This is a genomic window from Polaromonas sp. JS666 (assembly GCF_000013865.1).
Classification (GTDB): domain Bacteria; phylum Pseudomonadota; class Gammaproteobacteria; order Burkholderiales; family Burkholderiaceae_C; genus Polaromonas.
Genome location: NC_007948.1, coordinates 5,173,155 through 5,193,890, shown reverse-complemented (window position 1 = coordinate 5,193,890; position 20,736 = coordinate 5,173,155). Strand labels below are relative to the sequence as shown.

The window sequence follows — 20,736 nt, the reverse complement described above, 5'->3', positions numbered from 1 at the left end:
ACTGGAGGATACTGCCTGGTTCATCCAAAGCGGGTTTGCGCCAGTATCTTGCCACCCGCGCCGAGGATGAAGGCCTCGCCCATGGCCGGGCCTTCCCCCGTCAGTGACGAGATGTTGACCTGGTGCGTCACCCAGACGTCAAATTGTCCGGGTGGTACGGCATCCAGCAGGCCGCGCAGCACCCGCGTCTGAGCCGCTTCGTCGGCACCTCTGTTGAAGGTGGACGCCAGCGCCGGCAGCACGGTATGGCGGCCAAAGGCCAGATCGGCGGTATCCCGGCAACGGCACCAGGCGCTTGATTGAACCGCCCGGGCTTGCAGGTCGCGTGCCTTGAACCACTCGCCGATGCGGCGCGCCTGCGCCCTGCCTTCGGGGCTGAGGTTGCGCTGGGTGCTGCACTGGTCGACGCGAAAACCAGGCGGGTCGCCGATGCCAGCCTCGGTTTGCGCGTGTCTGAGCATCACCACGCAGCCTCCGGCACGCAACAGCGCCGCTACGTCGGCACTGGCCTGGGCGTGTGTCAGCGGCCATGGCCAGCAACCGCTGCCCGCAGCCAGTGCCAGCAAAAACGGACGTCGTTTCATGAAGTGTCCTTTCACGCGGAGCCAACCCACCGGGAGGCGTCCCTGTAACTGCACCAGGCCTGCATGATGGGCCGCGAAACCGTCGGCTAACGCCGCCAGCCGTCGATACCTGCCTCATCCGCGGGGATATGCCGTCAGAAAGGACGTCAGGAAGGACGGCCGCGCAACAGCATTTCCTCGGCCACAGCCAGTGCAGCGGGCTTGCCTGACAGCACCAGGGTATCGCCGTCGTCGAGCAGCGTGGACGCATCGGCATCCAGCGTCTTGCCGTTGCTGCGCCGCAGGCTGACCACGCGCACCCCCGCCGCGTCGAGTGTGAGCGAGCCCAAGGGCTGGCACAGCGACCTGGTGCCGAGGGGCAGCGTCACGGTCGCGAGGCGCTCCTGCTCAAGTTCATTGACCGTGTCGTCATCGGCACCCCTGAAGTAGCCGCGCAGCAGGTTGTAGCGCGCATCGCGCTGGTCCTGCACCACGCGGATCACGCGGCGCATGGGCACACCGACCAGTGCCAGCGCGTGGCTGGCCAGCATGAGGCTGCCTTCGATGGCCTCGGGCACCACTTCCGTGGCGCCTGCGGCCTGCAGCTTTTCCAGGTCATGGTCGTCCTCGGTGCGCACAATCACCGGTACGGTGGGCGCATGGGCGCGGATGTTGGCCAGCACCTTGAGTGCGCTGGCGGTGTCCAGATAGGTCACCACCACGGCGCTGGCGCGTGACAGCCCGGCGGCAACCAGCGCCTGCAGGCGCACGGCGTCGCCAAACACCACCGAGTCGCCCGCTGCCGTGGCCTGCCGGACGCGGTCGGGGTCCAGGTCGAGTGCCATGTACTGGATGCCTTCGCGCTCCAGCATGTGGCCCAGATTCTGACCGCAGCGGCCATAGCCGCAGATGATCACATGCTTGTTGGCGTTGAGGGACTTGCGCGCAATCGTGGTCATCTGAAGCGATTGCTGCAGCCATTCGCTGGAGACCAGCCGCATGACGATCTGGTTGCTGTACATGATGATGAAGGGCGTGGCCAGCATCGACAGCACCATGCTGGCCAGGATCGGGTTCACCAGGGCCGCTGGCAGCAGCCGGTTCGCCTGCGCCAGTGACAGCAGCACAAAGCCGAATTCACCTGCCTGCGCCAGATAGAGGCCGGTACGCAATGCGACGCCCCCCGTCGCGCCCAGCGAGCGGGCCAGTCCCGTGATCAGCAGCAGCTTGAACGCGACCGGCACGGTCGTCAGCAGCAGCACCATCCGCCAGTGCACCGCCACTTCCCGCCAGTCCAGCAGCATGCCGATGCTGATGAAAAAGAGGCCCAGCAGGACATCGTGAAAAGGCCGGATATCGGTCTCCACCTGGTGCTTGTATTCGGTTTCCGAGATCAGCATGCCGGCAATAAAGGCCCCCAGGGCCAGGCTCAGCCCGGCCCGCTCGGTCAGCCAGGCCAGCGCCAGCGTGACCAGCAGCAGGTTGAGCACAAACAGCTCTTCGCTTTTGCGCCGCGCCACGAGCGTCAGCCACCAGCGCATGACGCGCCGGCCACCGGTCAGCAGCAGACCGACCAGCACACTGGCCTTCAGTGTGGCGATCGCCAGCGCCACCAGCAGCTTGTCGGGTGAGGAGCCCAGGGCCGGAATCAGCACCAGCAGCGGCACCACGGCCAGATCTTGCAGCAGCAGCACACCCATGATGCGCTTGCCGTGTTCGGAGTCGAGCTCCAGCCGCTCGGCCAGCAGCTTGACCACGATGGCCGTGCTGCTCATGGCCATGGCACCGGACAGCGCCAGCGCGGTTTGCCAGCCCATTTTCCACAGGGTGGGTGCCAGGCTGGCCAGGAACAGCGAGCCCAGCGTCGCCAGCACGATGGTGAGCGTCACCTGCAGCAGTCCCAGCCCGAAGACATGGCGGCGCATGGAGCGCAGCTTGGTCAGGTTGAACTCCAGCCCGATCACGAACATCAGGAATACGACACCGAACTCGCCCAGATGGCGCACGCCATCCGAGTTCTGCGCCAGCGCCAGCGCATTGGGCCCGATCACCACGCCCACCGCCAGGTAGCCGAGCATGGGCGGCAGTTTGAACGAGCGGCAGACCACCACGCCGAGCACGGCGGCGAGCAGGTACAGCAGGGTCAGTTCAAGCGCGCTCATGCGTTGATGGTAGCTGATGAGGTTGCAGGAACAGCGCGGTTTTAATGCCAACAACAGGCATCGTGGGCCATGCGCTCCTCTATAGAATGCAGCCATGGTGCGACTCGAAGTCGCTTCATTCGATCCATGTGATCGTCTTTATCAGTGGATGGTTGCCCTCTCAGGAGGCTCCATTCTGCCCCCCTCAAAAGGGGTTAACTTTGTAGCAGCCAAATGGCTCTATTTGGCTGCTCCAGCCCGCTCCCTCAGGGCGCGGGAATGGTGAATTGCGTTCCCAAGGGACGCAATTCGTTGCCAATCAGAGACATATTTCCGCAAGGAAAGGCCTTGTTACTTCTTGCTGCAAATTAACTTGCAGCAGGTTGTACTGGTAGGGGAGCGTAACCGCTCTCTGTGTCTTGTTTTCCACCAAAACCACCCCTGGAACGGGGTGACCTTCACCACACGTGCGTCCTGAGTAATCGGGGGGTGCGGAGCTGTGGTTAAACGTCCCGTGCCCCGGCACACAGGTCATGCGCGAGCTTGGCCGACTCACAGAGCAAGACTGTGCGGAGACGCGAAGGTACAGGGTATGGGAAATGTAATGTGAACTCTCGTTTGAACCGTCGTCAGCATTAGGCAGCTTACGCTTGTCTCTCCCGCAAAGGAGGAGCTGCGGCCAAAAGGCACGGAGTCAGGATGCGCATGTCATGGACTTCGCATCGTTCCCAAAACGACTTCCGGCGGATAGAGAGTCCCTAACCCCATCGGTCTGGTAGCCACCAGACTGGGCACAGAGGGAAACGAGGTAAGCCCCACTCACCGCCAGCCCCGCAAGAGGCCGGCAACCCGCGAGCAATCAAAGGCCACGGTGGAGGGGGTAGAGGAAGAGGCAAAAAGCAAATGCCTGTCTGTAATGGACAGGATAGGGCTCATGACCTGCGGCGAAAGCCGGCAGACTTGCCTCAGGTGCGACAGCGTAAAGCCGCCGCGACTTATCAACGACCCAGAGGGCATCTGACCCTCTGGGTCAGTGCCGTCTTCAATGGGTTAAACCACACTGGAGAAAGGCATGGAAAACATCGGCAACGATGCTGCGTCTTCGGGCGAATCAAGTGAATGGCACTCCATCGATTGGAGGGCTGTCACGCGGTTCGTAGGAAAGGCGCAGATGCGCATAGCGCAGGCAGAACAGGAGAAGGACTTCCGACGAGTTGCAAGACTCACACGAAGTCTCATCCGATCCTGGCAAGCCAAGGCATTGGCAGTCAGGCGAGTAACGGAAAACCAGGGGAAGCGGACGAGTGGCGTCGACTGCGTGCTCTGGGACACGCCAACAAAGAAATGGAATGCGATTGGTTGTCTGAACCCTAAAGGGTATCGGGCCCGCCCCCTCCGGCGGGTCTACATCCCGAAGGCCAACGGAAAGGAACGCCCCTTGGGCATGCCGACTATGAAGGACAGAGCGATGCAAGCACTTTATCTGCTTGCACTGGAACCGGCTGTGGAATGTGCGTCCGATCCGAACTCATATGGGTTCCGGAAGGGCAGATCAGCCCATGATGCGCGGTCTCAGTTGTTTGTATCTTTATCCAAAAAGGCTTCGGCCCAATGGGTATTGGATGCGGACATCGCTGGGTTCTTTGACAACATCAACCATGAGTGGTTGCTGAACCACGTCCACATGGACAAGGTGATGCTGCGCAAGTGGTTGAAATCTGGAGTTGTTGACGCGGGTCAGCTCCAGCGCACGGATGACGGTACGCCGCAGGGCGGCGTCATCTCGCCGGCGTTAGCGAACATCACCCTGAATGGCTTGGAAACGGGGCTCATGCAATTCCTCCGGGAAAAGCTGGGCGTCAAGCAGGCAATAAAGGTGAAGGTGAACTTGGTAAGGTACGCAGATGACTTCGTGGTGACGGGTAGTTCAAAAGGCTTCCTTGAGACCACTGTCCGACCTTGGATTGTTGAATTCTTGCGCGAGCGGGGGTTGACACTGTCCGAGGAAAAGACGCGCATTGTGCAGATTGACCAGGGTTTTGATTTTCTGGGGTGGAACTTCCGTAAATACGGGGGCAAGCTACTCATCAAACCGAGCCAGAAAAACGTGAAAGCGTTCTATGCCAAGGTAAAAAAGGAAATCGTTGAATCGCTATCGAAGGTTCCAGTAGAAACGTTGATAAAGCGCCTGAACCCAATCCTCAAAGGTTGGGCTCAGTACCACAAGGGCACGGTTGCCAAGCAGATTTTCAGCAAAGTGGATTCTCTGATTTATTGGAGACTGATGCGCTGGGGTATGCGGACGCACCCGCGCAAGACGGCGGGCTGGGTGTACGGACATTACTGGAAACAGTGTGGCTCACGCAAACAGTTCGCGGGCTTGCAGGATGACCCGTCCGGAGGTGATGAAAGGATACCGCTGCCGCTGTATCGCCTGTCGGACATGAAAATTGTCCGGCACATCAAGGTCAAGGGGGATTACAACCCCTTCCACCCGGACTGGGTTGCCTACGGGGAGAAACTGCGAGTGCAACGAATGGGTGAAACCATTTGGAGCGCTCAAAGGGCCTCTCTGTGGTTCGACCAAGGTGGTAAATGCGCTCTCTGTCAACAAGAAATCGACATGGCTGATGAAAACATGGACGACCACCATATCGTCTATCGGCAGCTAGGAGGGAGTGATGCTCTTTCCAATCGGGTGCTGTTACATCCGATCTGTCACAGGCGTGTCCACGCCCTAGGTTTGAAGGTTATCAAGCCGGTCCCCGGTACGGGGGACTTTAATCTGGCGAAGCAGTCGAAGGTTATGCAACCTGTTGAAGCTGTGTAGTCAGTGGTCGTACGTGAGCCGGGTGCGGTGAAAGTCGCAAGCTCGGTTCGATGGGGGGGATATCATCGAGAGATGGTATCCCTACCCTCCAGCTTTGACGCAGTGAACTTCAATGCCGGGCAGGCGCTTGCCCTGGCCCGCAAGACCTTTGAAATAGAGGCGGCGGCGGTGCAGGGGCTGGCCGGCCGCGTGGGGCCGGAGTTTGCCCGGGCGGTCGAGCTGATGCTGACCTGCCGCGGCCGCGTGGTGGTGATGGGCATGGGCAAAAGCGGCCACATCGGGCGCAAGATTGCCGCGACGCTGGCCTCCACCGGAACCCCCGCCATGTTTGTGCACCCGGCCGAGGCCAGCCATGGCGATCTTGGCATGATCACGGGCCTGGACGTGGTGCTGGCCATTTCCAACAGCGGCGAGAGCGAAGAACTCACGTCCATCCTGCCGGTGCTGAGCCGCCAGGGCGTGCCGCTGGTGGCCATCACCGGCGGCTTGCAGTCTGCGCTGGCCAAACAGGCGCGCGTCACGCTGGACAGCAGCGTCGCGCAGGAAGCCTGCCCGCTGAACCTGGCGCCGACTGCCAGCACCACCGCCCAGCTCGCGCTCGGCGATGCGCTGGCTGTAGCGCTGCTGGATGCGCGCGGTTTCAGGGAAGAAGACTTTGCCCGCTCCCATCCCGGTGGCGCGCTGGGTCGCAAGCTGCTCACCCATGTGAGTGATGTCATGCGCAGCGGCGACGCGGTCCCGAAGGTGGGGCCCGACACCAGCTTTACCGAGCTCATGCGCGAGATGAGCGCCAAGGGCCTGGGCGCTTCTGCGGTGGTGGACGCGCAGCAGCGCGTGCTCGGCATCTTCACCGATGGCGACTTGCGCCGTCTCGTTGAAAAGGGCGTGGACCTGCGCAGCAGCAGGGCCGGTGACGTCATGCATGCCCATCCGCGCACGGTGCGGCCGGACGCCCTGGCCGTGGAAGCGGTGGAGCTGATGGAGCAGTTCAGCATCACCAGCGTGCTGGTGGTCGACGACGCCGGCGTGCTGTGCGGCGCCCTCAATACCAACGACCTGATGCGGGCCAAGGTCATATGAGCCCCCCGCGTGCCACTTCGCCGGCTGCGCTGTCCCGCGAGACACGCAGCAGCGCCCCCGCCCTGAATTTCGCACCCGAGCTGTTGCTGAAGGCCCAGGGAATACGCGTCGCCTTCTTCGACGTGGACGGGGTGCTGACGGACGGCGGTCTCTATATGTCCGAGGACGGCGAGACCCTCAAGCGTTTCAACATTCTGGATGGCCTGGGCTTGAAGCTGCTGCAAAAGGCGGGCATCACACCGGCCGTGATCACAGGACGCGACAGCCCGGTGCTGCGCGCCCGGCTGCAAGCCCTGGGCATCACCCACGCGCACTTTGGCACCGAAGACAAACGCCCTGCCGCCGAAATCACGCTGCAGGTCCTGGGTCTGGATTGGAGCGCGGCGGCCGCGATGGGTGACGACTGGCCCGACCTGCCCGTGATGCGCCGCGCGGCGCTGAGCTGTGCGCCGGCGAATGCGCATCCGGAGGTCCGGGCGCAAGCCGACCACGTCACGCAGGCCTGCGGCGGCCAGGGCGCGGCCCGCGAGCTGTGCGACCTGCTGCTCGTTGCCAGCGGCCGCTATGCCGGTCTGCTGCAGGCCTACACACAATGACCACGACGACGACCGGCACAGTCCGCGTACGAAGCGGCGCGCTGTACCAGCTGAGGCGCTCGTGGCGCAGGGCCTACCGCCTGTGGGACAGCATCGCTATCTACATGCCGCTGCTGATGATGGGCGCGCTGGCGCTGGGCACTTATTGGCTGGTGCGCAACACGCCGATCTTCAGCGCACCCGAGCAGGCCAAAGAGGTCAGCCACGACGTGGACTATTTCATGCACAAGTTCACCGTCAAAACATTTGACGAAGGCGGCAAGCTCAAAAGTGAAGTCTACGGCGTCGAGGCCCGGCATTTTCCCGACACCGACATTCTGGAAATCGACCAAGCCCGAATTCGCAGCATCAACGCGGAGGGGCAAATCACCACGGCCACCGCCAATCGCGCCTACAGCAACGGCGATGGCTCGGAAGTCCAGTTGACGGGCAACGCTCGGGTGGTGCGCGAGGCCAGCCAGGACGCGAGCGGCAAGCAGACGCCGCGGCTGGAGTTTCGCGGCGAATTTCTGCACGCTTTTTTGAACGAAGAGCGTGTCAAGTCACACAAGCCGGTGCTCCTGATCCGCGGCACCGACCAGTTCACCGGCGACAACTTTGCCTACGACAATCTCGATCAGGTCGCCGATCTCAAGGGACGTGTCCGTGGCGTGCTGGTCCCCAGGTCTGCGGCCAGCGCCGCTGCCCCGGGCCTGCCCGCCCGCTGACCGCGGCGCCATTGCCCCACGGCCTGCCCGTCATTCCAACCCGCGCCGGAGCCTCGCATGTCCAGACTCGTGTTCATCACCGGCGCCTCTAGCGGCATTGGCCAGGCGCTGGCCCTGCGGTTTTACGCGGCGGGCGACCGGCTGGCACTCGCTGCCCGCCGCACCGCAGAGGTCCAGTCTTGGGCGGAGGCAAACACACTGCATGCTGGCCGCTATCAGATTTATAGTGCCGACGTGTCCTCCATCGACAGCATTGTGGCGGCCGGGACAGCCTGCATGGCGGCGCAGGGCGTGCCCGATGTGGTGATCGCGAATGCCGGTATCAGCATCGGCATGGACACCACCGAGCGAGCAGATCTGGACGTCATGGCGCAGACCTTTGCTACCAACAACATCGGCATGGCCGCCACCTTTCATCCCTTTGTTGCGGCCATGGTGGCGCGCGGTACCGGTGCGCTGGTGGGCATTGCCAGCGTATCCGGCATACGCGGCCTGCCGGGCCACGGCGCCTACTGCGCCAGCAAGGCGGCCGTCATTGGCTACTGCGAAAGCCTGCGCGGCGAACTCCGGCCCAGCGGCGTCAAGGTGGTGACGATCTCCCCGGGCTATATCGACACACCGTTGACACGGCAAAACCGCTATGGCATGCCCTTCCTGATGAAGGCGGAGGTGTTTGCCGACAAGGCCTTCACCGCCATCCAGGCCGGCCGCAGTTACTGCGTGATTCCGTGGCAAATGGGTGTGGTGGCCAAGTTGTTGCGCTTGCTGCCCAATGCCGTGTTTGACAGGGCCCTGGCCGGCCGGCCCCGCAAGCACCGGCAGAGCCTGGGCTGATTCAGCTTTCCGGACGACTCTGTCTGCGTGCGACCAGTGCGATCGGTGCGACCGGTGCGGCACGCAAGCCTGTTCCGTGCGTGACTGCTATAAAAACAGAAGCAATCTGCGCCCTGCCTACGGGTGCCACAAAGCAAAAAGGCCTCAAAACCGAAGTCTTGAAGCCTTTTTAAGGTCATCCCTGATAGAGACCGGGGATGTGCTGGCGCGTTGGCCAGCTACCGGGGATTGCAGGGCTTAGTAGCCGCCGCGTCCACCGCCGCCGCCGCCGGAACGGCCGCCGCCGCTACCGCCGCCGCCGTAAGGACTGCGGAAACCACCGTCGCTGCCGCCGCCACCGGAACGGCCGCCGCCGCCACCACCGTAGCCGCCACCACCACCACCACCGCCGTAACCGCCACCACCAGAGCCGCCGCCGAAGCCGCCGCTACGTGGAGGACGTGCTTCCATGGGGCGCGCTTCGTTCACGACGACGCTGCGGCCGCCCAGAGGCTGACCGTTCATGCCATTGATAGCTGCCTGGGCTTCTGCATCGCTGCCCATTTCGACAAAGCCAAAGCCTTTGGAGCGACCGGTGTCGCGTTCCATCATGACTTTAGCGCTGGTGACAGAGCCGAATTGGCCAAAAGATTGTTGCAGGTCTTCGTCACGCACCGAGTAAGGCAGGTTGCCGACGTATAGTTTGTTGCCCATGAAGGGACTCCTCTAAAACACAAAAACAAAAGCGATGGGGTCCCGAAAGCACAACAAATCTTGATACGTACCGCTGTAGCGCGCGAAACTGACCGATCACCTAACGTGTGCACATGCTTGGCATGCACACCCCCATATTATGCTTCACTTATTCAAAAGACAACCAGTTATCTCGATTACCCGGGTAGTGAAAGCCCGCATAAACAGGGGCTTTGACGGTTTGGTAGGCATCACGGAGGTGGGCAGCGCGTCATGTGCGCCGCCTGTCGGTTGTCGCCTGGTCCATTGGGGATGGCGCGGCTGGGTGCAATGAGAGCGGGTGGCGTCTGACGACGATCCTGGGGCCAGCACCCCAATGCCGCAGGAACATCAGGCTTTAATCACGGCTGACATTGATAATCGGTGGGAGTTAGTGCATACATACAAAAAAATATATCCGGCACAGGATCTGCCTCAAGCTTCCTCCCGGTGAACCCCCTCAAGCCATGGAGGGGTGCAGGCCATCGGCTGCCCAACCGTCCCAAACGCTATCCCCGCCGCTGGTGCGGCGGAAACAAGCCTTGCAGCAGCGGGGTAAATAATTACACAAATTTGCAGTGCCACTCGCTGTCTTTTGCGCCGGATCTGGGCCGGAGGGCTGGTACGTGCCAGCTGCACCGCGATGGTCGTGACGGTTTCTTCACTCCGGCGATGGGCCGGTTGACGTGTCGGCGGCCGCCCGTTCCGCATCGCTGGTGTAGTTGCGCCAGCGGCCCATGGCGGCGCGCATGGTCAGCACCTGGTTCTCGAATTTGGGGCAGGCTTTGCAAGCCAGCAGATGCAATTTCAGCGCAAGGTGGTCGGGCAGGCTGAGCACGCGGTCTTCCCGGGCGATCAGCAGCGCGGCAGCCTGCCGACAGGTGCGTCTGAGCAAAGTGATATTCGGTTTCACGCCAAAAAGCTGATAGGTTAAATCGTCAGGTAGACAGTCAGGTAAATATAAATAGTCAGGTACTGTGTTTGCCAAACCAGTGAATGTTCAGGCATTCCTGCAGGCGCAACCGGGCCCGGTGCAACTGGACATACAAATTGGTCGGGGTGAGGGACAACTCCTTACAGACCTCCTGCGAGGAAAGCTCCAGCCACTCACGCATCAGGAACAGCCGGCCCAATGCCGGCGGCAGCCGCTCCATGCAGGCGTCCAGCACCTCGAAGAACTGCACCTGCTGCAAGGTCTGGTGGGGGTCGCCCCAATCATTTGGCATCTCGGCAAAGTGGCCGTCGGCCTTGAATGCCAGTCGGTCAAGCTCGTCGCCGTCCTCGTCGGTCTGAGCATCCGGCATGGCCACCAGCCGTGCGTTGCTACGAATCAGGTCAATGACCTTGTGCTTGAGGATGCCGACCAGCCAGGTCTTGAGTTGCGAGCGGTTGCCAAAACTCTGCGGCTTGGACAGCGCCGCCAGCAATGTTTCCGACACCGCATCTTCTGCCCAGTCGTCACTGCGCAGCTGCAGGCGCGCAAAGCGCATCAGGTAGACGCGGTGTTCAACCAGCTGTTCTTCAAAGGTCGGCATGGGGGCAGTCTAGCGGCAGCGGAGCCGCTTGTGTGCACAACGCTGCAACGGGCGGCGAGCGTCTCGCCGCACCAAACCCGGCAGAGTGTCTATTACCAATTGACTTCACGGTCAGGCGTAGCGCCGATGCGGTGAATCGACAGGTCGGCGCCTTCAAACTCTTCTTCCTGGCTCAGCCGCAGCCCGAGCGTGGCCTTGAGTGTGCCGTACACGACAAAGCCTGCCAGCAGCGCCCACGCCACGCCCATGGCGCTGCCGATCAATTGCGCGCCTAGGCTCACCCCGCCCAAGCCCCCCAGCGCCCGGCTGCCAAAAATGCCGGCGGCGATGCCGCCCCACGCGCCACACAGGCCATGCAGCGGCCAGACGCCGAGCACGTCGTCAATTTTCCATTTGTTCTGCGTCAGCGTGAACATCACCACAAACACGCCGCCGGCCACGCCACCCACTACCAGTGCGCCCAGCGGATGCATCAGGTCGGAGCCGGCACACACGGCCACCAGCCCGGCCAGCGGCCCGTTGTGCACAAAACCGGGGTCGTTTTTGCCGAACACCAGCGCGGCCAGGGTGCCGCCCACCATGGCCATCAGGGAATTCACCGCCACCAGGCCGGAAATCTTGTCGATGGTTTGCGCGCTCATCACATTGAAGCCAAACCAGCCTACGGTCAGGATCCAGGCGCCCAGCGCCAGGAACGGGATGTTGGACGGCGGGTGGGCCGAGACTGCGCCATCCTTGCGGTAACGGTTGCTGCGTGCGCCGAGCAGAATCACGGCCGGCAGCGCCAGCCAGCCACCCACCGCATGGACCACGATGGAGCCGGCGAAATCGTGAAACTCCGCGCCGGTGAGCGACTTGATCCAGGCCTGCACGCCAAAATGCTGGTTCCAGGCGATGCCTTCGAAAAACGGATAGACCAGCCCGACGATGACTGCTGTTGCGATCAGTTGCGGGTAAAAGCGGGCGCGTTCGGCAATGCCGCCGGAAATAATCGCCGGGATGGCGGCCGCAAATGTCAGCAGAAAGAAGAACTTGACCAGCTCATAACCGTTTTTGGCGGCCAGTTGCTCCGCCCCGACGAAGAAATGGGTGCCATAGGCCACCGCATAGCCCACCACAAAATAGACCACGGTAGACACAGAAAAGTCGACCAGTATCTTGACCAGTGCATTGACCTGGTTCTTTTTGCGGACCGTGCCGAGCTCGAGAAAGGCAAAACCGGCGTGCATGGCAAGCACCATGATGCCGCCGAGCAGAATGAACAGGGCATCCGAGCCCTGTTTTAGTGCTTCCATAAATTCCTCTTGGGTGAAATGGGGTGTTTTAGTGCTGTTTTGGTGCGTTTATTGGGAAAGTCCAAAAATCGCACCAAATACAAGCAAGAAATGCGCCACAAGTGTGCAAAATAGCGCTCCGGCGTCGGTTCATGGGGCAAACGTCATCGTGGGCGGGTAGAATGCAGGCTGTCATTGGGGAGTAGCCTCCTTCCTTGAGTGAGAGGGGTTTGCGTCAACAGACTTGTCTGGCCTTGCAACAGGGCCGGCATGGCGCAAACGGTTTTCCGGACTTGGCGAGACCTTTGACTGCACAGCCTCCATAGCTTGAAAAAGTTATAGGCCGGGGTCGTCGTGCAGTCATGGGTTTGTACCGGCCGGAGTCATTCATGGAAGCTTTCCTCATCTCCACCGGCATCGTTGCCCTCGCCGAAATGGGCGACAAAACCCAGCTGCTTGCCTTGCTGCTGGCCGCCCGGTTCAGCAAACCCTGGCCCATCGTGATGGGCATTCTGGTCGCCACCATTGCCAACCATGCGATGGCCGGCGCATTGGGCGCCTGGGTCACCACGCTGATCGGCCCCCAAGCCTTGCGCCTGATCCTGGGTGCGTCCTTTCTGCTCATGGCGGCGTGGATGCTGATCCCCGACAAGCTCGAGGATGACGACGAAGGCCGGTCGCCGAGCCTGGGTGTGTTCGGCACCACCGTCCTCGTGTTTTTTCTGGCAGAAATGGGTGACAAAACCCAGATCGCCACGGTCATGCTGGCCGCCCGCTATGACGCCTACCTGTATGTCGTGGCCGGCACAACCCTGGGCATGATGCTGGCCAATGTGCCGGTGGTGTGGCTGGGGGAGCGCGTCACCCGCCTGGTGCCGCTGCGCGTGGTCCACATCGTGTCGGCGGTGATTTTTGCGGTGCTGGGTGTCATGGCGCTGCTGATACCCGCCTGATCGACTGCCAGTGCCCGACAGGCGCACCGGGCGGGGCACAGGGCGGGGCACAGGGCGAGCGGGGTGGCCCCGCTTCAGCCTTGCTATACTTGCCGCAGCGCCGATTTGCTCAGCTTGCGGGCGCTTAAAAAGTACCGCTAAAGACGAACATCCATGAACCCGGACTCGCCCTTAGCGATGCCGGGTTTTCTTTTTGCCGTTTCACTTTCCGGTCAGTCCGTCTCCAGTCTTGTTCCGATCACGGGTCTTCTTATTGTGTCTTCTGCCCCAGTTCTTGTTGCCACGCCACAGTCCATGCATTTTGCAGACGCGCTGCCGCTGCAAAGCGGCGCATCGATCCGCGCCTATGACCTGAGCTACGAAACCTATGGCGAGCTCAATGCCGACAAATCCAACGCGGTGCTGATCTGCCACGCGCTGAATGCCTCCCATCATGTGGCCGGCGTCTACCTCGACGAGACCGGGCACATCAAAGGCAAATCCGAAGGCTGGTGGGACACCATGATCGGCCCGGGCAAGCCGGTGGACACGAATCAGTTCTTTGTCATCGGCGTCAACAACCTGGGCTCCTGTTTCGGCTCCACCGGCCCCATGCAGGTCAATCCGGATACGCATGAAATCTACGGCGCCGACTTCCCGGTGGTCACGGTCGAGGATTGGGTCTGCGCGCAGGCCAGGCTGCTCGATGCGCTGGGCATCCAGACGCTGGCCGCCGTCATGGGGGGCAGCCTGGGCGGCATGCAGGCCTTGAGCTGGACGCTGCAATACCCGGACCGCGTGCGCCATGCGGTGGTGGTGGCCAGCGCGCCCAACCTGACGGCCGAGAACATCGCCTTCAACGAGGTGGCGCGACGCGCCATCGTCACCGACCCCGACTTTCATGGCGGCCATTTTTACCGCCATGGCGTGCTGCCCCAGCGCGGCCTGCGCATTGCGCGCATGATTGGCCACATCACCTACCTGAGCGACGATGTGATGAACGAGAAGTTTGGCCGCAAGCTGCGCGACGCCATCGGCAGCCACGCCAGCGGGTACAGGTTTTCAACCCAGGAGGTCGAGTTTCAGATTGAAAGCTACTTGCGCTACCAGGGCGACAAGTTCAGCGAGTACTTCGACGCCAACACCTATCTGCTGATTACCCGCGCGCTCGACTACTTTGACCCGGCCAAGGCATCTGGCGGCAACCTCACCCTGGCGCTGGCCGGCGTCACGGCCAAATTCCTGCTGGTGAGCTTCACCACCGACTGGCGCTTTTCGCCGGCCCGCAGCCGTGAAATCGTCAAGGCCCTGCTCGACAACCAGCGCGACGTGAGTTATGCCGAAATCGATGCGCCGCACGGGCATGATGCGTTTTTGCTGGAGGACGAGCGCTACCTCGGCGTGGTGCGCTCCTACTTCCAGAGCAAGGTGGCCGTATGAACCTGCCTGTCGAACTCAATGTGGAGCCCTCGGCGGATCTGCTGTCGATTGCCCGGCTGGTGCCGCATGGCTCGCGCGTGCTCGACCTCGGGTGCGGCACCGGCGAGCTGCTGGCCCACCTGATCCGCGAGCGCGGCTGTTCCGGCTACGGCGTCGAGATCAACGACGCCAATGTGCAGGCCTGCGTGGCGCGCGGTGTGAACGTGATCCAGCTGAACCTGGAGGAAGGCCTCGCGATGTTTGGCGACGGCTCGTTTGACGTGGTGCTGCAGATCGACACGCTGCAGCACTTGCGCAATGCTGAAATCATGCTGCGCGAAACCGCCCGCGTGGGCCGCATCGGCATCGTCGCCTTCCCGAACTTCGGCCACTGGCCGAACCGCCTGGCGGTGCTGCGCGGCCGCATGCCGGTCACCAAGGTGCTGCCCTACCAGTGGTACGACACCCCCAACATCCGTGTCGGCACGCTGCAGGATTTTGAAGCGCTGGCACTGCAAAACCGGCTGGAGATTCTCGACCAGTTTGGACTGCAGGATGGCCGGGAGGTCCGTTTCTGGCCCAATGCCCGGGCCAGCCGAGCGGTCTTCAAGTTCCGCCGCGCCTGACGGCCCCGACGCGCAGGCCCAGGGGTGGCGCGCCCCCGGCGGCGGTGTTACCATTTAGCCATCGGGATTTCAGCCTCCCGACTCTTCACAGATAGACGGTGTCCCGTCCAAGCGCTGGCAATTGACTTGGAGTATTTCCGTGGACACCTCTATCATTTCCCCGCAGGAACTGGCCGCCCGCATGGGTCGCGCCGATGCACCGCTGCTGCTCGACGTGCGGCGCGAAAACAAATTTCTTGAAAGCCGATACCTGCTCGCCGGCGCGAGGCGCTGCGCGCCTGAAGACGTGGCGGCCTTCGCCACGTCGCAGCGCGCCGCATCGGGTCACCGCGAGGTGGTGGTTTATTGTGTTTATGGCCACAACGTGAGTGCCGATGCCGTGGCCACGCTGCGTGCAGCGGACTGGAACGCACGCGCGCTGGCCGGCGGCATCGAGGGCGGCGAAGATGGCGTCGACTCACCGCAGGACATCGCGCAGTGGCGCGCGCATCGCCCGCTGACCATGCTCAAGCGGCCCGATTGGGGCGTCGGCGGCGGAAGTAGCGAGCAGGCGTCGCGCTGGATCACGCGCGAACGCCCCAAGATTGACCGCATCGCCTGCCCCTGGCTGATCCGCCGCTTTATCGACTCACGGTCGGAGTTCTTCTATGTGCCCACGGCCCGGGTGTTTGACGAGGCGGCACGCCTGGGCGCTGTGGCTTACGACATTCCCGGCGCGCCGGTCTCGCACGAGGGTGAGTTGTGCAGCTTCGACACCCTGCTGCGCGCCTTTGAGTTGAGCGATCCGGCGCTTGAAATACTCGCCCGCATCGTGCGCGGCGCCGACACCGACCGCCTTGAACTCGCACCGCAGTCGGCGGGTCTGCTGGCCTTCTCGCTGGGGCTGTCACAGCTGCACGCCACCAGCGACGCCGGCATGCTGGAAGCCGCCCTGCCGCTGTATGACGCGTTGTATGCCTGGTGCCGCAGTGCGCAAGCCGAGACGCACAGCTGGAAACCCGAAACCATGATCGTGAAAGCGACCACCGCATGAGCCACATTGCAACGTCCCTTCCCGCCACAGTGAGCTTTGCGCAGGCCTTCAGGTTCTGGCTCAAGCTGGGATTCATCAGCTTCGGTGGGCCGGCCGGGCAAATTGCCATCATGCACCGCGAGCTGGTGGAACAACAACGCTGGATCTCGGAAAAGCGCTTCCTGCACGCCTTGAACTACTGCATGCTGCTGCCCGGGCCCGAGGCGCAGCAGCTGGCCACCTATATCGGCTGGCTGATGCACCGGACCTGGGGCGGCGTGGTGGCCGGTGCCTTGTTCGTGCTGCCTTCGCTGTTCATCCTGGTGGCGCTCAGCTGGATTTACGTCGCCTTTGGCGACGTACCGCTGATTGCCGGCATCTTCTACGGCATCAAGCCCGCCGTAGCGGCCATCGTGGTGCAGGCGGTGCATCGCATCGGCAGCAAATCGCTGAAAAACCCGGCGAAAGCTCCGGTTCCGTGGGCGGTGGCCGTCCTCAGTTTCCTGGCCATTGCCATTTTGCACGTACCGTTTCCGTGGGTGGTGCTGAGCGCGGCGCTGACCGGCTGGCTGTGCGCGAAGTTCGCGCCGGGGCAGTTTGCCAGCGGCGGCGGGCACGGGGCCGCTCTCGTGGCGCAGGGTCCGGCACTGATCGACGATGACACGCCGACGCCCGAGCATGCACGCTTCAAGACATCGCGGCTGGCGGCGGTGTTGATGATCGGGGCCACGCTCTGGCTGCTGCCCATGGGCGCGCTGATGGCCTGGCAGGGCTGGAGCGGTGCGCTGACCCAGATGAGCTGGTTTTTCACCAAGGCCGCGCTGCTGACGTTTGGCGGCGCCTACGCGGTGCTGCCCTATGTTTATCAGGGTGCGGTGGAGCAGTTCGGCTGGCTCACCGGGCCACAGATGATCGACGGGCTGGCGCTCGGCGAAACCACGCCGGGGCCGCTGATCATGGTGGTGGCCTTTGTCGGCTTTGTCGGCGGCTGGACCCGGCAGGTGCTGGGTCCGGACGCGCTATTCCTCGGCGCCGCGCTGGCGGCGACGCTGGTCACCTGGTTCACCTTCCTGCCGTCCTTCATCTTCATCCTGGCGGGCGGGCCGCTGGTGGAGTCCACCCATGGCAAGCTGCAGTTCACCGCGCCGCTGGCGGCCATCACCGCCGCGGTGGTTGGCGTTATCGCCAGTCTTGCCCTGTTTTTTATAGTGCATATCGCTTTCAACAAGGAGGCTGCGGCTGGTTTCCCCTCCAATGTGGCGTGGCCTTCGCTGCTCATCATGGTGGCGGCCGGGGTGGCGCTGCTGCGTTACAAGGTGGGCGTGATTCCCTTGATCGCCGCCTGCGCCGTGGCCGGCTTGCTGCTGCGCTGGAGCGGTCTGGCCTGAGGCTGGCGCTGCGCCGGCTGTGGTGGCGCCCAGGTGCCGGCGTGCCCGGTGAGCGCGCGGCGCGTTATGCTCAAGCCCATGGCAGGAGACCCCGAAAAACACCAGGAAGCGCCCACCCGCACCAGGGTTGAGCGCCTGTTTGGCGACTGGGTGCGGCAGGTGTCGCCCGTCACACTGCGCGCTGATGCCATGGCCGGCCTGCTCGGCGCGGTGCTGGTGCTGCCGCAGGGCATTGCCTTTGCCACGCTGGCCGGGCTGCCGCCGGAATATGGCCTGTACACCGCCGTCATTCCCTGCATCATCGCCGCGCTGTTTGGCTCCAGCTGGCACGTCATGTCGGGCCCCACCAACGCCAATTCGCTGGCGCTGTTTGCCATGCTATCGCCGCTGGCCATGGCCTTCAGCCCGCAGTACATCCAGCTGGCGCTGGCCATCACCGTGATGGTCGGCGTGATGCAGTGGCTGATTGGCGCGCTGCGCCTGGGCGTGCTGGCCAATTTCATTTCTCCGGCAACGCTCTTTGGCTTTACCTCGGGCGCGGCATTGCTGATTGCGGTGCATGCACTGCCCGACCTGTTGGGCTTGCCCGCCGCGCCCGAGCACAGCGCCGCGGCCGTGCTCAGGCATGTGTTCACGCAGCTGTATCTGGTGCAACCTGTGGCGCTGGCGGTGGGCGCCATCACCATCGGCGTGGCACTGCTGCTGCGCCGCCTGCGTCGCAGCTGGCCGCACATGCTGATCGGCCTGGTGGTAGCCACCGCGCTGGCGTGGCTGTGGAGCCATTTCCTGAACGCCGGCAGCGCCACGCCATCTTTCGCGCTGCGTACCGTGGGGCAGATCCCTGTGCCATGGCCGCGCTTTGAGCTGCCCCGCATCAGCTGGGCCCAAGCCACAGACCTGGTCGGCCTGGCATTTGCGCTGACCATCGTGGCCCTGGGGCAGGCGATTTCGATTGCCAAGACGGTGGCGCTGCGCTCGGGCCAGCGCATTGATGCGAACCGCGAGTTTCGCGGCCAGGGGCTGTCCAACATCGTCGGCGGGTTTTTCTCCTGCTATGTGTCCTGCGGCTCCATGAACCGCTCCATGCCCAATCTGCAAGCGGGTGCCCGGACACCACTGGCCTCGGTGTTTTCTGCACTGCTCTTGCTCGTATTGGTTGCAGTCAGCGCACCACTGCTGGCGCTCATTCCCATGGCTGCACTGGCCGGCTTGCTGGTGCTGGTGGCTGTCGCCCTGCTGGACTTTGCGCGCTGGCGCCAGCTGTTCAGCTTGAGCCGCAGCGATTTTGCGGTGGCGCTGGCCACCATGGTCGCGACGGTCACCATTCGGCTGGAGATTGCCATTTTGCTGGGCATGATCCTGTCGCTGATGTCCTTTTTGTACCGCACCTCGCGCCCCGCGATGCGCACCATGGGCTTTGACAGCCGCGGGCTGGACCGGCAGTTTGTGGTGATCGACAGCACCCCCGATGCCGGGCTTGAAACTGAGATGACTTTGCCGCAGAAAGCGGATGACGACAGCGAACGCCGCGAAGGGCCGCCCCAAGCAAGTTCAGCCCCGTTTCCCCGTGAAAGGGGCAGCGCAACGCCGAAGGCACGCGAAGCGACAAGCGTGGGGGCCAGCGAACGCAGCGCAGGGCCGCCCCAAGCAAGTTCAGCCCCCTCGGGGGGCAGCGTAGTACGCGAAGCGACAAGCGTGGGGGCCACATTCTTGCCTGAATGCCCGCAGCTCAAGCTGCTGCGCATGGAGGGCGAGGTGTATTTCGGGGCGACCCAGCATGTAGCCGACATCCTGCATGCACTGCGCCACCAGCCGCAACCGCAAAAGCATTTGCTGGTCATGGGCAAGAGCATGAACTTCATTGACCTGGCCGGCGCCGAGTTGTGGGAGGCCGAGCTGGCCGCGCGCCGCGCCATGGGGGGCGACCTGTATTTTCATCGGCCGCGGCCCGAGGTGATCCGCATGTGGCGCAAGACCGGCTTTACCCGTGTGCTGGGTCCCGAGCACCAGTTTCCCGACAAGTTCACCGCGATCGCGACGATTTTCAACAAGCTCGATCCCGCGATATGCCGGCGCTGCACGGCGCGCATTTTCTGGGAGTGCCAGAGCGTGCCTGGACCGGACACCGACACGGACACGGACACGGATACCCACCCTGTTTGAAACTTCGGGCCGGTGCGTTAAAGTTGTACGATAAATTAAGTCGTACCCATGATCAGCCACTTCAAGTCCATCACTCCCGGCGCCCAACTGTCAGACCGGGTTGCCGAGGCGCTCGCCGCAGAGATTCGCGCGGGCCGCCTGGTCGCGGGCGACAAGCTTCCGACCGAGGCGGTGCTGGTCGGGCAGTTCTCGGTCAGCCGCACGGTCGTGCGGGAGGCGGTTTCGCGCCTGAAGTCGCTGGGGCTGGTCGACTCCCGGCAAGGCAGCGGGGTCTATGTGAAGGAGGCGGGCTTTTCGCCGCTGAACTTTGACGCCCGTTCCGCGCTGTCCAAACAGGCGGTGATCCAGATGGTCGAAGTGCGGCGCGCGCTGGAGGCCGAGGTCGCCGCGCTCGCGGCCCAACGGCGCACCCAGGCTAACGTGAAACGCATCCGCCAGTCGATTGCCGCGCTGGAAAAGGCCGTGCTGGCTGGCGGGGACGGCGTGAGCGAGGATGTCAAGTTTCATCGCGCCATCGCCGACGCAGCGCGCAACCCTTTCCTCATCGGCACGCTGGAGTACTTGGGGCAGTTCCTGCAGGGGGCCACGCGCGTCACCCGGGCCAACGAAGCGCGGCGCGCCGACTTCGCCCGGCAGGTGGCCGACGAACACGAACACATCTTCCAGGCGATCGAGGCCGGCGATGTGGCCGCCGCCCGGCGATCGGCCGCGCGCCACATGGACAACGCCATCAAGCGCATCGAGCAGGCCGACCCCTCCTTCTGGCAGGAGGAGGGCATGAAACTGGCCCATCCGCTGGTTACCAGCCTGCATCCCGGCGCCTGAGCCGGCCCCAATCGTCAGCCTTGTCCTTCGGGAAAACCCCAAGAGGTCAAAAACTCCAAAGTTGTATGATAACCATACGACTCAATGCTGGCCAAACCGG

The 20,736-nt window shown here is 63.1% G+C and carries 18 protein-coding genes and 1 riboswitch; of the genes, 12 read left to right on the top strand and 6 right to left on the bottom strand.

Annotated elements, in window-relative coordinates; all coding sequences use genetic code 11:
* Positions 1-20 precede the first annotated feature (20 nt).
* Together BPRO_RS24520 and BPRO_RS24515 are read right to left on the bottom strand one after the other, a co-directional pair.
* Positions 21-584, bottom strand: a complete 564-nt coding sequence (locus BPRO_RS24520; RefSeq protein ID WP_011485762.1) for a histidine phosphatase family protein — start codon at positions 582-584, stop codon at positions 21-23.
* Positions 585-730: 146 nt separating this feature from the next.
* Positions 731-2,725, bottom strand: coding sequence for a monovalent cation:proton antiporter-2 (CPA2) family protein (locus tag BPRO_RS24515; protein ID WP_011485761.1), 1,995 nt, complete (start codon positions 2,723-2,725; stop codon positions 731-733).
* A 1,051-nt stretch (positions 2,726-3,776) separates the two neighbouring features.
* Between BPRO_RS24515 and ltrA the strand changes: the two genes are divergently transcribed.
* From ltrA to BPRO_RS24490, 5 genes are all read left to right on the top strand, one after another.
* Entirely contained in the window at positions 3,777-5,534 is a 1,758-nt protein-coding gene (gene ltrA, locus BPRO_RS24510) for a group II intron reverse transcriptase/maturase (protein WP_011485760.1), read from the top strand.
* A gap of 72 nt (positions 5,535-5,606) precedes the next feature.
* Positions 5,607-6,614, top strand: a complete 1,008-nt coding sequence (locus tag BPRO_RS24505; RefSeq protein ID WP_011485759.1) for a KpsF/GutQ family sugar-phosphate isomerase — start codon at positions 5,607-5,609, stop codon at positions 6,612-6,614.
* Positions 6,611-7,210 (top strand): KdsC family phosphatase, encoded by a 600-nt coding sequence (locus BPRO_RS24500; protein ID WP_011485758.1) that lies wholly within the window; start codon positions 6,611-6,613, stop codon positions 7,208-7,210. The genes BPRO_RS24505 and BPRO_RS24500 overlap by 4 nt, the downstream gene beginning before the upstream one ends.
* A complete protein-coding gene (lptC, locus tag BPRO_RS24495) occupies positions 7,207-7,917 on the top strand; it encodes an LPS export ABC transporter periplasmic protein LptC (protein WP_011485757.1) in 711 nt (236 codons plus the stop codon). Before BPRO_RS24500 ends, lptC begins: the two co-directional genes overlap by 4 nt.
* Positions 7,918-7,974: 57 nt before the next feature.
* Positions 7,975-8,751: an SDR family oxidoreductase gene (locus tag BPRO_RS24490; protein ID WP_011485756.1), complete on the top strand. Its 777-nt coding sequence runs from the start codon at positions 7,975-7,977 to the stop codon at positions 8,749-8,751.
* 237 nt (positions 8,752-8,988) lie between these two features.
* Here BPRO_RS24490 and BPRO_RS24485 read toward each other — a convergent pair whose 3' ends face one another.
* The 4 genes from BPRO_RS24485 to BPRO_RS24470 all read right to left on the bottom strand — a co-directional run bounded on the left by BPRO_RS24485 (position 8,989) and on the right by BPRO_RS24470 (position 12,292).
* A complete protein-coding gene (locus tag BPRO_RS24485; RefSeq protein ID WP_011485755.1) occupies positions 8,989-9,444 on the bottom strand; it encodes an RNA recognition motif domain-containing protein in 456 nt (151 codons plus the stop codon).
* A 679-nt stretch (positions 9,445-10,123) separates the two neighbouring features.
* Positions 10,124-10,357, bottom strand: coding sequence for a zf-HC2 domain-containing protein (locus tag BPRO_RS24480; protein ID WP_232291468.1), 234 nt, complete (start codon positions 10,355-10,357; stop codon positions 10,124-10,126).
* 73 nt (positions 10,358-10,430) lie between these two features.
* The gene (locus BPRO_RS24475) at positions 10,431-10,997 is read right to left on the bottom strand and encodes a sigma-70 family RNA polymerase sigma factor (RefSeq protein WP_011485753.1); all 567 of its coding nucleotides are present in this window, start codon (positions 10,995-10,997) and stop codon (positions 10,431-10,433) included.
* 92 nt (positions 10,998-11,089) lie between these two features.
* Positions 11,090-12,292, bottom strand: coding sequence for an ammonium transporter (locus tag BPRO_RS24470; protein WP_011485752.1), 1,203 nt, complete (start codon positions 12,290-12,292; stop codon positions 11,090-11,092).
* A 164-nt stretch (positions 12,293-12,456) separates the two neighbouring features.
* A riboswitch (yybP-ykoY riboswitch) is annotated at positions 12,457-12,659 on the top strand.
* Between the two features lies 1 nt (position 12,660).
* Between BPRO_RS24470 and BPRO_RS24465 the strand changes: the two genes are divergently transcribed.
* The 7 genes from BPRO_RS24465 to BPRO_RS24435 all read left to right on the top strand — a co-directional run bounded on the left by BPRO_RS24465 (position 12,661) and on the right by BPRO_RS24435 (position 20,636).
* On the top strand, positions 12,661-13,224 hold the full coding sequence (locus tag BPRO_RS24465) for a TMEM165/GDT1 family protein (RefSeq protein ID WP_041390253.1): 564 nt from the start codon (positions 12,661-12,663) through the stop codon (positions 13,222-13,224).
* Positions 13,225-13,518: 294 nt separating this feature from the next.
* A complete protein-coding gene (locus BPRO_RS24460; RefSeq protein ID WP_041389063.1) occupies positions 13,519-14,643 on the top strand; it encodes a homoserine O-succinyltransferase MetX in 1,125 nt (374 codons plus the stop codon).
* A complete protein-coding gene (metW, locus tag BPRO_RS24455; RefSeq protein WP_011485749.1) occupies positions 14,640-15,248 on the top strand; it encodes a methionine biosynthesis protein MetW in 609 nt (202 codons plus the stop codon). The genes BPRO_RS24460 and metW overlap by 4 nt, the downstream gene beginning before the upstream one ends.
* Before the next feature lie 139 nt (positions 15,249-15,387).
* Positions 15,388-16,281: a chromate resistance protein ChrB domain-containing protein gene (locus BPRO_RS24450; protein WP_011485748.1), complete on the top strand. Its 894-nt coding sequence runs from the start codon at positions 15,388-15,390 to the stop codon at positions 16,279-16,281.
* Positions 16,278-17,648: a chromate efflux transporter gene (gene chrA / locus BPRO_RS24445; RefSeq protein ID WP_011485747.1), complete on the top strand. Its 1,371-nt coding sequence runs from the start codon at positions 16,278-16,280 to the stop codon at positions 17,646-17,648. The genes BPRO_RS24450 and chrA overlap by 4 nt, the downstream gene beginning before the upstream one ends.
* A 78-nt stretch (positions 17,649-17,726) precedes the next feature.
* Entirely contained in the window at positions 17,727-19,811 is a 2,085-nt protein-coding gene (locus BPRO_RS28145; RefSeq protein WP_369794629.1) for a SulP family inorganic anion transporter, read from the top strand.
* A 48-nt stretch (positions 19,812-19,859) separates the two neighbouring features.
* The gene (locus BPRO_RS24435) at positions 19,860-20,636 is read left to right on the top strand and encodes a FadR/GntR family transcriptional regulator (protein WP_011485745.1); all 777 of its coding nucleotides are present in this window, start codon (positions 19,860-19,862) and stop codon (positions 20,634-20,636) included.
* Positions 20,637-20,736: the final 100 nt, after the last annotated feature.